The sequence below is a fragment of the Pseudomonas sp. genome (genome assembly GCF_030696055.1).
In the GTDB taxonomy this organism is placed as follows: Bacteria; Pseudomonadota; Gammaproteobacteria; order Pseudomonadales; family Pseudomonadaceae; genus Aquipseudomonas.
On sequence record NZ_JAUYNP010000302.1, the window covers coordinates 1 to 13,853 of the forward strand.

Here is a 13,853-nt window from a genome sequence, read left to right on the forward strand (position 1 = left end):
GCACCATCAAGAACACCGGGCACTTTCTCGACCTGGAACACCAGGCGGCCTGGCACGACACCCAGCAGGCCCTGCTCGGTTTTCTGCAGCCGGTGTGCAGCCTGACCAAGCCGAAGAACGAGCAGCAGCAGTTGGACAAAGCATACGGCTATGCCGCCAGAGAACGCCTAGCCACTTGACCATTAGCAATAGCCTGTCTACGGCTTAAAGTTCCGCACGACAGTTTGGCTGCAGCTCAACTCCAGCCCTTGCTGTTCGGCTCTACGCCGGTATGACAATGGAGTGTAAGTTTCAATGCGAGACACATCAGTACCGGGCTCCTTGCCCACCCCAGCGAACGTGGTGCCAACTGAACAACAGGGCACCGTCGGCCTGCGCGGCCGCAACCTGTTCGCCACCCTGCGCACCCTGGCCCTGCAGGGCATCAAGCAGCCGATCCACAGCACCCGCCATGGCCTGGCCCTCGGCGGCCAACTGGGGCGGGTGTTGCTGGGCGGCACAGTGCAGCAGCCCAACGCCCAGGATGCACGTTTCCAGGACCCCTCCTGGCAGCTCAACCCCTTCTATCGGCGTCGCCTGCAGGCCCACCTGGCCTGGCAGAAGCAGCTCAACGCCTGGGTCGATGAGAGCAATCTGCCGGCCGATGACCAGGCCCGCGGCCGCTTTATCCTGGCCATGCTGGGCGATGCCCTGGCGCCGTCGAACAGCCCGCTCAACCCGCTGGCGGTCAAGGAGCTGTTCAACACCGGCGGGCGCAACCTGATCAATGGCACGCGCCATCTGCTCGGCGACTTGCTGCACAACGGCGGCATGCCCAGCCAGGTGTGCAAGCAGACCTTCGAAATCGGCCGCAACCTGGCCACCAGCGCCGGCGCGGTGGTGTTTCGCAACGAGCTGCTGGAGCTGATCCAGTACTCGCCGATGAGCGAGACGCAGTATGCCAAACCGCTGCTGATAGTGCCGCCGCAGATCAACAAGTACTACATCTTCGACCTCTCGCCGGAGAAGAGCTTCGTCCAGTACGCGCTGAAGGGCGGTGTGCCGGTGTTCGTGGTGAGCTGGCGTAATCCACACCCGCGCCATCGCGACTGGGGTCTGTCGAGCTATGTGCAAGCCCTGGAAGAAGCCCTGGATGCCTGCCGGGCGATCAGCGCCAGCGCCGCGGTCAACCTGATGGGCGCCTGCGCCGGCGGCCTGACCATAGCCGCGCTGCAGGGCCACCTGCAGGCCAAGCGCCAGCTGCGCAAGGTGAGCAGCGCCACCTATATGGTCAGCCTGCTGGACTGCCAGATCGACAGCCCGGCCATGCTGTTCGCCGACGAGAAGACCCTGGAGGCGGCCAAGCGCCGCTCCTACCAGCAGGGTGTGCTGGACGGCCGCGACATGGCCAAGGTGTTCGCCTGGATGCGCCCCAACGATCTGGTGTGGAATTACTGGGTCAACAACTACCTGCTCGGCAAGCAACCACCGGCCTTCGACATCCTCTACTGGAACAACGACAACACCCGCCTGCCCGCCACCCTGCATCACGAGTTGATCGACTTCTTCCAGCACAATCCGCTGACGCGCGCCGGTGGTCTGGAAGTCTGCGGCACCCCCATCGACCTCGCCAAGGTTCGGGTGGACAGCTTTAACGTGGCCGGCGTCAACGACCACATCACCCCCTGGGAGGCGGTCTACCGTTCGACCCAGCTGCTCGGCGGCAACAAGCGTTTTATCCTGTCCAACAGCGGGCATATCCAGAGCATCCTCAATCCGCCGGGCAACCCCAAGTCCAACTTCCTCGAAAGCGCGCAACTGAGCGATGACCCGCGCGCCTGGCAAGGTCAGGCGCAGCAGCAGGCCGGCAGTTGGTGGCCCGAATGGCTGGACTGGATTCAGGCGCGCTCCGGCAAGCAGCGCGAGCCCCTGCGGCTGCTGGGCAACCCGGAGCACCCGCCGATGGAGGCCGCGCCCGGCAATTACGTGCGCGCGCGCTAGCCACCTCAGCAGGCGGGCGCTCGGTTAGAATGCCCGCCTCCTTGCCTGACGCCGAAGCGCCCCTATGACCGCCAGCACCGCCTCCCCCCCTACAGTCGCGATTATCGGCGGCGGCCCCGCCGGGCTGATGGCGGCCGAGGTGCTGGCCTTGGCCGGGGTCAAGGTCGAGTTGTATGACGCCATGCCCTCGGTGGGCCGCAAGTTCCTCCTGGCCGGGGTGGGCGGGATGAATATCACCCACTCCGAGGCCAAGCCGGCCTTTGTCGCCCGCTATGGCCAGCGCCAGGCCGAAGTGGCGCAACTGCTCGGCGACTTCGATGCCGACGCCCTCCGCACCTGGATTCACGGCCTGGGCATAGACACCTTTGTCGGCAGCTCGGGGCGAGTGTTTCCCACCGATATGAAAGCCGCGCCGTTGCTGCGCGCCTGGCTCAAGCGTTTGCGCGAGCATGGCGTGACCCTCCATACCCGTCAGCGTTGGCTGGGTTGGCACGCAGACGGCGCCCTGCGTATCGCCGCCCCTGCCGGTGAACACCGGGTCAAGGCCGACGCCTGCCTGCTGGCCCTGGGCGGCGGCAGCTGGGCACGGCTGGGTTCGGACGGTGCCTGGGTGACACTATTGCAACAGCGCGGCGTGCAGATCGCGCCCCTGCAGGCCAGCAACTGCGGTTTCGACGTCACGGCCTGGAGCCCTTTTCTGCGGGATAAATTCGCCGGGGCGCCGCTAAAGAACGTCAGCCTCGCGCTACCCGGCGCAGCGCCGCGTCTGGGCGAATTCGTGCTGACCGCCAGCGGCATCGAGGGCAGCCTGGTGTATGCCCTGTCGGCGCCGATTCGTGAGCAGATCAAGCGGCACGGCGGCGCTATCGTCCATCTCGACCTGCTGCCGCAAACGCCCCTGGCCAAGCTGCAAGCCGCCCTGAGCAAGCCGCGCGGGGCGCAGTCGCTGGCCAAGCACCTGCACCGTCAGGCCGGCATCGAGGGGGTCAAGGCCGCGCTATTGCGCGAACTGGCGACGACCGAGCAGTTCAACGACCCCGCCCAGCTGGCGACCGCCATCAAGGCGCTGCCCATCAGCCTGGTCAAGCCGCGCCCCCTGGATGAAGCCATCAGCAGCGCCGGCGGCGTGCCCTTCGAACAGCTGGATCGGCACTTGATGCTCAAGCGGCTGCCCGGCACCTTCTGCGCCGGCGAGATGCTCGACTGGGAAGCCCCCACCGGCGGCTACCTGCTCACCGCCTGCTTCGCCAGCGGCCGGGTCGCCGCCCAGGGCATACTGGACTGGCTCAAGCACTAGCATTTAGCCACCACACACTCTATCCTCGCCGCCTCGACAAGGACGTGCGAGCTGGAACCACCTCTCCTTGACGAGCCCAAAAAGCGCCGAGGCTTTCTGCCTCTTCGCGCACCTACCTCAAGGAGTCAAGGATGCTGAAGTACCTCTCTCTGGCCGCTGTTCTGACCGCGGCTGCTCTCTCTACAGGTTGCGCCTCCGTTCCCATGGCAGATGCCAGCCGTGACGCTCAGGCCAAGGCCTTCACTGCCCCCGCCGACAAGGCGAACATTTACCTGTACCGCAACGAAAGCCTGGGCGCTGCCGTGAAGATGGATGTTTCTCTGAATGACCAGAATGTGGGCAAGACCGCAGCCAAGACCTACATGCTGCTGACAGTGCCCGCCGGCCAGCACACACTGAAGTCCGAAGCAGAGAATGATTCTGTCCTGCAGCTGGCAACCGAAGCAGGGAAGAACTATTTCGTTTGGCAAGAGGTAAAAATGGGGGTGCTCTCAGCCCGCAATAAGCTGCAACTGGTTGATGACAGCACCGGCCGCAAAGGCGTGAATGAAAGCACGCTGATTCAAACCGCCCAATAGCCAATATGGCTGGTTGGTGGCCCGTGGTCGCCAACCAAGCTAACCTGCCCCAGCCACCCGACCTGGGCCTCCCCCCCGGCTTACCCATAGTGCAAAGCGGTTATCTGCCGACCACCTGCTTCGCGAGCGGCCTGACCTGAACATGCTGCACGAGCTCAAGCGCGCAGATCAGTAACAGCGCGCCGCAAACACCAGCGACTATGCTTGGTTAAAACCGTCCCAGAGCGGTGGCCCCTCCACGCGCACAGGTAGCTGCTTAGCCGTGATTCCCCTATTGGTCTGCGACGACTCGAATATGGCGCGCAAGCAGCTGATCCGTGCCCTGCCGCCTGAATGGCCGGTGCGCATCAGCCAGGCCAGCAACGGCCAGGAAGCCCTGGCCTCGATCCGCCAGGGCCTGGGCCAGATCATGCTGCTGGACCTGACCATGCCGGTGCTGGATGGCTATGAGACCCTGACCGCGCTGCGCGCCGAGGGCCTGGCGTGCCAGGTCATAGTGGTGTCCGGCGACGTGCAGGACGAGGCCGTGAGGCGGGTCAAGGCCCTCGGCGCACTGGCCTTTATCAAGAAACCCGCCGAGCCCGAGCTGCTGCGCAGCGCCCTGCTGGAACTGGGCCTGTTCGACCCCAAGGCCACGCCCGGGGCCATGGCCCAGGCCACGCTGCTGGATGAGCTGAAGGTCAATTTCCGCGATGCCCTGCGCGAAGTCAGCAACGTCGCCATGGGCCGCGCCGCCGCGCTGCTGGCCAAGGTGCTCGGGGTGTTCGTGCAGCTGCCGCTGCCCCAGGTGAATATCTTCGAGGTCAGCGAACTGCATATGACCCTCACCGACGCCCTGCGCGGCGAACGCCTGAGCGCGGTGTGCCAGGGCTTTATCGGTGACGGCATAGCCGGCGAAGCGCTGCTGCTGTTCCACGACTCGGAAACCGCGGATATGGCGCGCCTGCTGGGCTGGCAGCCCAAGGACGACAACCAGACCTCGGAGATGCTCCTCGACCTGGCCAGCATCCTCACCGGCGCCTGCCTGGCCGGCATCGCCGAGCAGATCGACGTGCGCTTCTCCCAGGGCCACCCCATGCTGCTCGGCCAGCACGCCTCCATCGAGCGGCTGATCCATATCAATCAGCAGCGCTGGAAGAAGACCCTAGCGGTGGAAATCAGCTACAGCCTGGAGGCGCATAACATCCACTTCGACCTGTTGCTGCTGTTCACCGAAGACTCGATCAAGCGCCTGACCAACAAGATCAACTACCTGATGAACTAGGCGAGAGAAACCATGCCCGCGCAGATAGATATCCAGGAAGTGCACTGGCTGCTCGACATAGTGCAGTGCATCGATGTGGGCGTCGTGGTGCTCAATCGCCAGTACCAGGTGGAGGTGTGGAACAGCTTTATGGAGAACCATTCGGGCCTGGGCCCGGACGAGGTGCACGGCCAGACCCTGTTCAGCCTGTTTACGGAGATCGATGAGGCCTGGCTTAAACGCAAGGTGGATACCGTGGTGCAGCTGGGCACCCGCGCCTTCAGCTTGTGGGAACAGCACCCCTACCTGGTGCACTTCAAGAACTACCAGCCAATCACCGGCCAGGAAGACTTTATGTACCAGAACGTCACCCTGCTGCCGCTGACCGGGGCCAAGGGCGAGGTGGAACATATCTGCGTGGTGATCTACGACATGACCGCCGCCGCCACCCATAAGAAGCAGCTGGAGGCCCTGCAGGACACCGGACGTAGGTTGGGCTGAGCCGAGCGAAGTCCAACAAAGCCCCCAATCGCTTACGCCCACACCAGAGCCGTTGGGCTTCGTCGCTGCGCGCCTCAACCCAACCTACGCAGCCACCCTACGCAACTGGAACATAACCTAATAAATCAGGGCTTTCTGCCGCCCTTGCTCGGCTTGCCACCAAAGCTCGGTACCTTGCGCACGGCCTTGACCGCCGGCGCCGCCGGTTCTTCGCTTTCCATCCAGCGCCCCAGGCTGCCGCCTTTGCCGCCGCCGACCACCTTGGGCTTCTTGGCTTTCTTCGGCTTCTTCACCACCTGGCCGCCGGGCAAGGTCTGCGGCACGCGGTGGTCGGGGATAAAGTCCGGCTCATCGATGCGTTGCAGCACCTGCTGAGTCAGGGTCTCGATGGCCGACAGCAGCTGCACCTCGTCGGCGCACACCAGCGATACCGCCTGACCGCTGGCGCCGGCGCGGCCGGTGCGGCCGATGCGGTGCACATAGTCCTCGGCGACTATCGGCAGGTCGAAGTTGACCACCAACGGCAGGTCGTCGATATCCAGGCCGCGGGCCGCCACATCGGTGGCCACCAGCACTTTCGCCTCGCCATCCTTGAAACGTTGCAGCGCACGCAGGCGGGTGGCCTGGGGCTTGTCGCCGTGGATAGAGTCGGCGCTGATGCCGTGGCGTTGCAGTTCGGCTTCCAGCTCATCGACGCCCTTGCGGGTCTTGACGAACACCAGGGCCTGGGTCCAGCGCTTGCTCTGGTAGAGGTGCAAGAACAGCTCGCTCTTGCGCTTCTTGTCCACCGGAATCAGCCACTGCTTGACCGACTTGGCCGCCGCGTTGCGTGGGCTGACCTCTATGCTCAGCGGGTCCTTGAGCATCTCGCCGGCCAGGGTGCGGATGACTTCGGAGAAGGTCGCGGAGAACAGCAGGGTCTGGCGTTTTTCCGGCAGCGCGGCGAATACATCGTCCAGCTCGCGGGCGAAGCCCAGGTCGAGCATGCGGTCGGCTTCGTCCAGCACCAGGCATTGCACCTGGTTGAACTTGACCGCGTTCTGCCGGTACAGGTCGAGCAGGCGACCGGGGGTGGCCACCAGCACATCCAGACCTTTGCGCAGCTTCATCATCTGCGGGTTGATGCTGACCCCGCCATACACCGCGTAACTGCGCAGCGGCAGGTGCTGGCCATAGGTGAGAAAGCTCTGCTGCACCTGCTCGGCCAGCTCGCGGGTCGGCACCAGCACCAGGGCGCGCACCGAGTTGCTGGCCACCACAGGCCCTTCCATCATCAAGCGTTGCAGCAGCGGCAGGGCGAAGCCGGCGGTCTTGCCGGTGCCAGTCTGCGCCGCGGCCATCAGGTCACGGCCCTGCAGAATGGGGGGAATGGCCTGGGCCTGAACCGGGGTTGGGGTCTGGTAGTCGAGGCCGTCGAGGGTGCGCAGCAGGGGCTCGATCAGGCCGAGGGAGGCAAAAGTCATAGGGGTTACCGCAGAAGACCAAAGAGACGATGGCGCACAGTTTATCCTGCCTGACCGCAGACCGCGTTTTTCAATTGCCCACGGCCTGCACGCCCCCAGAATTACCCCAATGCCGTTCACCTAAGCCAAGTGAACGGCATTTTGTAGCTCTGGGAACCTTGCTTGCGCGAGATACACCCTTAAGTGAACAGCATTGCCCGGATTACCCAGGCTTTAGCAGCTCTGCTCGCGCAGCTTGTGCAAGGCTTGCGACAGCTTGGCCGTGGGCACGCGCTGCAGGGTGCACAGCAGCTGATGGGAGACCTCGGCAATGCCATGCCGTTCGCGCAGGAGCGCGGCCATAAAGCTGACCAGATTGGCCGCCATCTCCGCATCGGCCAGGGCGCGGTGGGCCTTGCCGGTGTCCGGCAGGCCGGCCCAGCGGTTGAGGTTGCCGAGCTTATGGCTGGGTGCCATGGGCAGCAGGCGGCGCGCCAACAGCAGCGAGCAGGCGAAGGGCTGCACGCGCTTGCGGCGGATCAGCGCCAGCTCGGCATCCCAGAACTTTTGGTCGAAACTGGCGTTATGCGCCAGCAGCGGCCGCTCGCCAACAAAGTCCGCCACCTCCGCCATCACCTGGGCGGCGGGCGGCGCAGTGCGCAGCATGGCGTTGCTGATGCCGGTGAGCTGCTCGATAAAGGGTGGCACCCAGGCGCCGCTGTTCATCAGGCTCTGGTAGCGCGCGACTATCTGCCCGCCTTCCACTATCACCACGCCTATCTCGGTGGCACGGGCCTGCTGGGTCGGCGACAGGCCGGTGGTTTCGAAGTCGAGTACGGCGATGGAATCTGCAAGCATCGGTCAGTTTCTCAGCAACAGGCTGCCTTCGATCGGCACATAACGGCTGGCGGCACGCACCAGCGATTGCGCGGTCAGCCCGGGCACGCCGTAGGCCACGGCCTCGACCCCATAGCTGCCGCGGATCTTGTCCAGCAGCAGGTCGAAGTCGCCATCGCCCGAGGCCAGCACCACCGCATCGACCCGCGGCGCGGCGTCCATGATGTCGATGGTTATACCCACATCCCAGTCGCCCTTGGCCGAGCCGTCGCTGCGCTGGATATAGGGTTTGAGCTTTACGGTAAAGCCCAGGTTGCGCAGGATCTGCTGGAACTGCTGCTGCTTGGCGTCGCCGCGGTCGATGGCATAGGCGTAGGCCTCGACTATCTGCCCGCCTTGGCTGATGTCGGCCCACAGGGCCGCGTAGTTGAAGTGACAGCCATAGGCCAGGCGCACCGTGTAGTAGAGGTTCTGTACATCGGCGAATACGGCGATTTTCTTCACCGGGAATCCTCGGCATGCGCTGACGGGCCAGGAGCGCCCAGGTTAAAGTCGGCGAACAGTATGCCAGCCATCAGCCAAGGAGGGTCGAAATGCATCTCAGCGGTTCCCCAGCACAGCAGCCGCCCGCGCTGTTGATTATCGATATGCAGCAAGGTATTCGGCGCGTGGCCCGGCCGTGCAACAATCCCCAGGCCGAGGCGTGCATGGCCACCCTGCTCGCGCAGTGGCGCCAGGCGGGCTGGCCGTTGGTGCATATTCGGCATATCTCGCGCCAAGTGGATTCGGTATTCGCCCCGGGGCAGAGCGGCGCGCTGTTCCAACCCGAGTTGGCGCCCCTGCCCAGCGAGCAGGTGTTCGAGAAGAACGTCACCGATGCCTTCACCCACAGCGACCTGGAGCGCTGGCTGCATGTGCGGGGCATCCGGCAGTTGGTGATAGTTGGGGTGGCCAGCGAGAACTCGGTGGAAGCCACGGCCCGCAGCGCCAGCAACCTGGGCTTTGTCACCCAGGTGGTGGCCAACGCCTGCTACACCTTCGCCAAGCTCGACTATGCCGGCCGCCAGCGCAGCGCCGAAGAAGTGCACGATATGGCCATGGCCAACCTGCGCGACGAATATGCCACGGTGGTCGAAAGTGCCGCGCTGCTGCAGGCGTTATTTGGAGCCATTTAGGCGATCAGCTAGAGTTAAGGCCTACCCCTTGAACGCGATCCCAGTCATGAATGTGCTCCCCGTGCTGCGTGACTCCTGGTACTTCTTTAGCCATAACTGGCTTGCGATCGTGCGCCTGTGCCTGCCCCTGATAGTGCTCGAAGGCCTGTTGCTGCTGCAGGTCAACAGCCAGGTCGACGGCGAAGCGCTGGCGGTCTGGCGCATTCTCGCCGGGCTGTTGTTCTACCCCCTGTACACCGGCGCGCTGATCCTGTTCCTCGATGCGCGCAGCCATGGCCAGGCGCCGCGCGCCCGCGACTTGCTCGCGGCGAGCCTGCGCCTGTGGCCGAGTTTCGCCCTGATGGCCGGCGTGAGCATGTTGGCGATCCTGCTGGGGGCCTCGTTGTTCGTCCTGCCGGGGCTGTGGCTGATGGTCAAACTGGCCTTTGCCGAGTACCTGCTGGTGCTGCGCGGCCTGGGTCCGCTGCGTGCGCTGCACGAGAGCTTCGAACTCACCAGCGGCCATTTCTGGTCGATTCTGCTCTGCGTGCTCGCCGTGATGCTGCCGTTATGGCTATTCGATGCCTGGACGCAAGCGATAGTCGGGCAGCAGGCCGACCCAGTCGCCAGCCTGCTGCTGGACTGCATCAGCCGTTTTCTCCAGCTATTCTCGACCGTAGTGCTATTTCGCCTATTTATGTTGCGCAGCACCCAACCCGCAATCGAGTGAAGGTCGGTTACCACTCAGGGAGGACGACCCATGGCTGACGCCAACTCCAGCATCCTGTCGCATGTCTCCATCGGCACCAATCAGTTCGATCAGGCCACCGCCTTCTATGATCGGGTGCTGGCGACCCTCGGCTGCACAGGCATGCTCGCCCACCCGGGCGCCGTCGCCTATGGCCGCGAATACCCGGAGTTCTGGGTGCAGACGCCGCTCAACGGCAAACCCGCGAGCACAGGTAACGGCAGCCATTTTGGTTTTGCCGCGCCGAATAAGGCCGCGGTGCACGACTTCTTCCAGGCCGCACTGGAAGCCGGCGCCACAGACGAAGGCGCGCCCGGACCGCGCGCCGAATACGGCGAGCCCTACTACGGCTGCTTTGTGCGCGACCTGGACGGCCACAAGATCGAAGCCAGCTACTGGGATATGGAGCAGGTCTACGAGCTATATAGCGAGCCCATTAGCACTGACAGTGCTGGCCCAAGTCCGCACGCGTTGTGCAAGGCAGCGGGCGCACCGGGCACCTGACCCGCACCCTGAGCAGCCAGAGGCCGCGCATCAGAGCCGACCGACACGCTGCGGTTTTAGACCGGACAAGCGTGGCAGCAGCGCCCGTTCGCACAGCCGCGGGAAGACCCGGACCAAGGCCAGTTGCATGGCCAGCGTCCTATCCAGGCCGGCGCAACCGCCGAAGATAGCCATGACCTTGCGCTCGACTAGCTTGCTGGCGAACACCTGGCGGTACATAGGGCCCCCTCGATCGATTGGCGCCATAACGGCTACTCGAGTTTTTTATGGCTACCGTCGCAGCAAGGCGGCGTCTGGCTGTGCTTGCAGCCGCAGAAGAACAGGCGGCCATCTTGCTCGGCGCGGTATTTCAAGGGCCTGAACTCGCTACCCTTATGGCTGCCATCGCAGAACGGTTGAGTGGCGCTGCGCCCGCAACGACACCAGAAATACTCCTGCCCGGCCACGACTTCGACCTTATAAGGGCCACGCTGGGCAATATGCGGTTCGGACATGGCAACCTCCTGTAGCCCGTGGGCCACGCTGAAGAGCATCGACCCTAGAGGCTAGGGTATGCTCGCTGTCCTCAGCATAGTCCAAGCCCTTGCGAGCCCACCCGCCCATGCCCCTGCCGCGCCTCCTGCCTCTTGTCCTACTCGGTCTGCTGAGCCTGCTCTGCCTGCTGGCCGCCCTGATCTACGGCCTGAGCTGGCGCCCCGCGCCGCGCGAGGCGGCCGCCGTCAGCTGCCAGGGCCAGGCGCCGCTGCTGCAACCGGGCCAGGCGTTGAAGGTGATGACCTGGAATATTCAGTACCTGGCCGGCAAAGGCTATGTGTTCTGGTATGACCTGGCCGACGGCAGCGGCCCCGACCAACGTCCCAGCCGCGAAGACCTGGCGGTGACCCTGGATGAGGTGGTTCGGGTGCTGCGTGACGAGCAGCCGGATGTGCTGCTGCTGCAAGAGCTGCATGACGGCGCCAGGGCCAGCGACTACCAGGATCAACTGGCGCTGCTGCAGGAGCGCCTGCACGACCTCTACCCCTGCAGCACCCAGGCCTTCTACTGGAAAGCCGGCTTCGTCCCGCACCCACGGATTCTCGGCAGCGTCGGCATGAAACTGGCCACCCTCAGCCGCTACCAGATCGAGCGCGCCGAGCGCCTGCAACTGCCGCTGATCCCGGCCAACCCGATCAGCCGCCAGTTCAACCTCAAGCGCGCCTTGCTGGTCAGCTACCTGCCGCTGCGCGGTGGCGGCCAGCTGGCGGCCATCAACACCCACCTCGATGCCTTCGCCCAAGGCGACGACACCATGCAAAAACAGGTGGCCATGACCCTCGGCCTGCTCGACCAGCTGCAAGCCGCCGCCACGCCCTGGCTGCTGGGCGGCGATTTCAACCTGTTGCCGCCCGGCCAGTACCAGCGCCTGCCGGCCGTGCAACGCAGCTGGTATGCCGAGCATAGCGAGTTGCAACAACTGGCCGAGCGCTACCCCATGGTCCCCAGCCTGGAGCAGGCCAGTGGCGCCGAGCAGGCCGCCTGGTACACCCACTACCCCAACGACCCGAGCGTGAAGGGCCCCGATCGCACCCTCGACTACCTGTTCCACAGCCCGCAACTGACCCGCCTCGATGCCCAGGTACGCCAGCACGACACCCTGGGTATTTCCGACCATTTACCGGTGCTGGCCCGCCTGCTGCTACCCGCCCTGGATTAAGATGACGATGACGCTGGACAAAGTTACTGGCACTTAGCCATGCTCGACTTCGTGCCAGTTTTATAACGAAAAGACGGCGTATAGCCGCAGTACGTAGCTGATCGATGCCAAAACTTCTCTGCCTAATGCTTGCCGCCGTGCTGTGGTGCGGCGCAAGCCACGCCGCCATTCCAGCCGACACCGCCAAGCCGCTGGTGCAGGTGGGGTATTACGAGTTCCCGCCCTACTCCTACAGCGACAGCCAGGGACGCCCGACCGGGGCCATTCTGCGCCTGACCAAGCGCCTGCTCGAACATGCCGGCTATAGCGCCGAAATTCGCGCCTACCCCAGCGCGCGCCTGTACAGCGGCTTGCAGGACGGCAGCGTGCAGGTCTGGCCCGGCGCGCCGGGCAAGCCGGAATTGCTGGAACACACCCTGGAGACCCGCAGCCAGGTCGGCGAAATCGTCCTCAACCTGTATTTTCGCCGCGACACCCTATTGCCGCGCCTGCCGGAAGACCTCAAGGGTCGCGGGCTGATCATGATTACCGGCTACACCTACTGGCAGCCGGTCAATCAGCTGATCAACGACCCGGCCCTGGCGATTGAGCAGCATCGCACCAGCACCCACACCGCCGCCCTGGAAATGCTGCAGCGCCGCCGCGGCGACTTTCTGCTGGACTACCAAACCCCGGTGGAGCAGGCGCGTAAGCGCCTGGGCATGAGCGAACTGCCCTTTCTGCAGTTGCAGCGCATTCCGCTGAAATTGATAGTGTCGCGCCACGCCCCCGGGGCCGAAGCGTTGCGCGATGCCCTGGACCGGGCCTATGAAGAGCTGCAGGCGGCAGGCGAAGATCTGCATCTACCCTAAGAACCTGTTTCGGATCTGCTGCGCGTCAGTGATACGGCGTTAAAAACAGCCTCGGCAAGCGGCTTGCCGCTAACGCGCTTCAGCGCGACCCACAGGGCGAGCGCAGCGAGTCATGCTCATTTACAGCCCGTAAACTCCGCTTCCTCGGCGCTTTGACCAGCCGGAGGCTGTTACTACGTAGCGCCTTGTCTCGCTCTAGCTCGCGAGATCCGAAACAGGTTCTTAGCCGCTTTATTTACGCGGCTTGGCCCGCGCCGTGGGTTCGGCAATCAGCGGGTCATCCGGCCAGTAGTGCTTGGGGTAGCGCCCCTTCAGATCCTTCTTCACCTCGGCATAGGTATTGGCCCAGAAGCTGGCCAGGTCCTGGGTCACCTGCACCGGGCGGCGCGCCGGCGACAGCAGGTGCAGCTTGACCCCTTGCCGGCCGCCGGCGATCCGCGGCGTCTCGGCCAGGCCGAACAGTTCCTGCAAACGCACCGCCAGCACCGGCGGCTGCTCGCTGTAATCCAGGCCGATGCGCGAGCCGGATGGCACCTGCAGGCTGCGCGGGGCCAGCTCGTCCAGGCGCTGCGGCAGCGGCCAGGGCAGCACGCCCTGGAGGATGCCCGGCAGATCCAGATTGGCGAAATGGCTCAGGCGGGTGACGCTACCCAGATAAGGCTGCAACCAATCCTCCAGACCGGCCAACAGCGCGGTATCGCTAACGTCCGGCCATTCGCTGCGGCCTTGGCCCTGCAGATCGAGGCCGCGCAGCAGGCTCACCCGCGCCTGCCATTGGCGCAACTCCGGGGTCCAGGGCAATAGCGCCAGGCCCTTGCGCCGCACCAGACCAAGCAAGGCGCAGCTACGTTGTTGTTGATCCAGCCCGGTCAAGGCCTCCCGGGCCAGCACCAGCTCGCCGACCTTGCGCTGGCGTTCGGCGCGCAGCACGCCTTCGCGCTCGTCCCAATCCAGCACCTCCAGCGTGCGGAGCTGCTCGGCCAGCGGCCCGTCGAACAACTGCGGGTCCAGTTCGGCGGCCAGGT

The 13,853-nt window shown here is 64.6% G+C and carries 16 protein-coding genes; 10 read left to right on the forward strand and 6 right to left on the reverse strand.

The genetic code is table 11. The features are described 5' to 3' along the window. Positions 1–294 precede the first annotated feature (294 nt). The 5 genes from phaC (at position 295) to Q8Q83_RS18145 (ending at position 5,599) form a co-directional block, all read left to right on the forward strand. A complete protein-coding gene (phaC, locus tag Q8Q83_RS18125; RefSeq protein WP_305625523.1) occupies positions 295–1,980 on the forward strand; it encodes a class II poly(R)-hydroxyalkanoic acid synthase in 1,686 nt (561 codons plus the stop codon). Between the two features lie 64 nt (positions 1,981–2,044). Continuing rightward, the gene (locus Q8Q83_RS18130; RefSeq protein ID WP_305625524.1) at positions 2,045–3,277 is read left to right on the forward strand and encodes a TIGR03862 family flavoprotein; all 1,233 of its coding nucleotides are present in this window, start codon (positions 2,045–2,047) and stop codon (positions 3,275–3,277) included. A 131-nt stretch (positions 3,278–3,408) separates the two neighbouring features. Further along, the gene (locus Q8Q83_RS18135; RefSeq protein ID WP_305625525.1) at positions 3,409–3,855 is read left to right on the forward strand and encodes a DUF2846 domain-containing protein; all 447 of its coding nucleotides are present in this window, start codon (positions 3,409–3,411) and stop codon (positions 3,853–3,855) included. A 262-nt stretch (positions 3,856–4,117) separates the two neighbouring features. After that, on the forward strand, positions 4,118–5,119 hold the full coding sequence (locus tag Q8Q83_RS18140; protein ID WP_305625526.1) for a response regulator: 1,002 nt from the start codon (positions 4,118–4,120) through the stop codon (positions 5,117–5,119). 12 nt (positions 5,120–5,131) lie between these two features. Further along, positions 5,132–5,599, forward strand: coding sequence for a PAS domain-containing protein (locus Q8Q83_RS18145; RefSeq protein ID WP_305625527.1), 468 nt, complete (start codon positions 5,132–5,134; stop codon positions 5,597–5,599). Positions 5,600–5,724: 125 nt separating this feature from the next. Here the strand turns inward: Q8Q83_RS18145 and Q8Q83_RS18150 are convergent, their stop codons facing one another. From Q8Q83_RS18150 to Q8Q83_RS18160, 3 genes are all read right to left on the reverse strand, one after another. Continuing rightward, on the reverse strand, positions 5,725–7,062 hold the full coding sequence (locus Q8Q83_RS18150) for a DEAD/DEAH box helicase (protein WP_305625528.1): 1,338 nt from the start codon (positions 7,060–7,062) through the stop codon (positions 5,725–5,727). Between the two features lie 213 nt (positions 7,063–7,275). Then, the gene (locus tag Q8Q83_RS18155) at positions 7,276–7,899 is read right to left on the reverse strand and encodes a PolC-type DNA polymerase III (protein WP_305625529.1); all 624 of its coding nucleotides are present in this window, start codon (positions 7,897–7,899) and stop codon (positions 7,276–7,278) included. A gap of 3 nt (positions 7,900–7,902) precedes the next feature. Continuing rightward, the gene (locus tag Q8Q83_RS18160) at positions 7,903–8,382 is read right to left on the reverse strand and encodes an NYN domain-containing protein (RefSeq protein ID WP_305625530.1); all 480 of its coding nucleotides are present in this window, start codon (positions 8,380–8,382) and stop codon (positions 7,903–7,905) included. A gap of 89 nt (positions 8,383–8,471) precedes the next feature. Between Q8Q83_RS18160 and Q8Q83_RS18165 the strand changes: the two genes are divergently transcribed. Genes Q8Q83_RS18165 through Q8Q83_RS18175 form a run of 3 tightly spaced genes read left to right on the forward strand, consistent with a single transcriptional unit; the run spans position 8,472 to position 10,284 of the window. Further along, positions 8,472–9,053: a cysteine hydrolase family protein gene (locus Q8Q83_RS18165; protein ID WP_305625531.1), complete on the forward strand. Its 582-nt coding sequence runs from the start codon at positions 8,472–8,474 to the stop codon at positions 9,051–9,053. Between the two features lie 46 nt (positions 9,054–9,099). After that, positions 9,100–9,762 carry a hypothetical protein gene (locus tag Q8Q83_RS18170; RefSeq protein WP_305625532.1) on the forward strand — a complete coding sequence of 221 codons (663 nt, stop codon included), beginning with the start codon at positions 9,100–9,102 and terminating at the stop codon, positions 9,760–9,762. A gap of 30 nt (positions 9,763–9,792) precedes the next feature. Next, positions 9,793–10,284 (forward strand): VOC family protein, encoded by a 492-nt coding sequence (locus Q8Q83_RS18175; protein ID WP_305625533.1) that lies wholly within the window; start codon positions 9,793–9,795, stop codon positions 10,282–10,284. A 30-nt stretch (positions 10,285–10,314) separates the two neighbouring features. Here the strand turns inward: Q8Q83_RS18175 and Q8Q83_RS18180 are convergent, their stop codons facing one another. Together Q8Q83_RS18180 and Q8Q83_RS18185 are read right to left on the reverse strand one after the other, a co-directional pair. Continuing rightward, entirely contained in the window at positions 10,315–10,503 is a 189-nt protein-coding gene (locus tag Q8Q83_RS18180; RefSeq protein ID WP_305625534.1) for a hypothetical protein, read from the reverse strand. Positions 10,504–10,535: 32 nt separating this feature from the next. Next, positions 10,536–10,778, reverse strand: coding sequence for a CDGSH iron-sulfur domain-containing protein (locus Q8Q83_RS18185; protein WP_305625535.1), 243 nt, complete (start codon positions 10,776–10,778; stop codon positions 10,536–10,538). A 107-nt stretch (positions 10,779–10,885) separates the two neighbouring features. Here Q8Q83_RS18185 and Q8Q83_RS18190 point away from each other — a divergent pair, with 107 nt between their 5' ends. After that, positions 10,886–11,977 carry an endonuclease/exonuclease/phosphatase family protein gene (locus Q8Q83_RS18190; RefSeq protein WP_305625536.1) on the forward strand — a complete coding sequence of 364 codons (1,092 nt, stop codon included), beginning with the start codon at positions 10,886–10,888 and terminating at the stop codon, positions 11,975–11,977. Positions 11,978–12,081: 104 nt separating this feature from the next. Beyond that, positions 12,082–12,828 carry an ABC transporter substrate-binding protein gene (locus Q8Q83_RS18195; protein WP_305625537.1) on the forward strand — a complete coding sequence of 249 codons (747 nt, stop codon included), beginning with the start codon at positions 12,082–12,084 and terminating at the stop codon, positions 12,826–12,828. Positions 12,829–13,059: 231 nt separating this feature from the next. Here Q8Q83_RS18195 and Q8Q83_RS18200 read toward each other — a convergent pair. Then, positions 13,060–13,853, reverse strand: a 794-nt coding sequence (locus tag Q8Q83_RS18200; protein ID WP_305625538.1) for an ATP-dependent helicase C-terminal domain-containing protein, incomplete at its 5' end; no start/stop codon positions are given.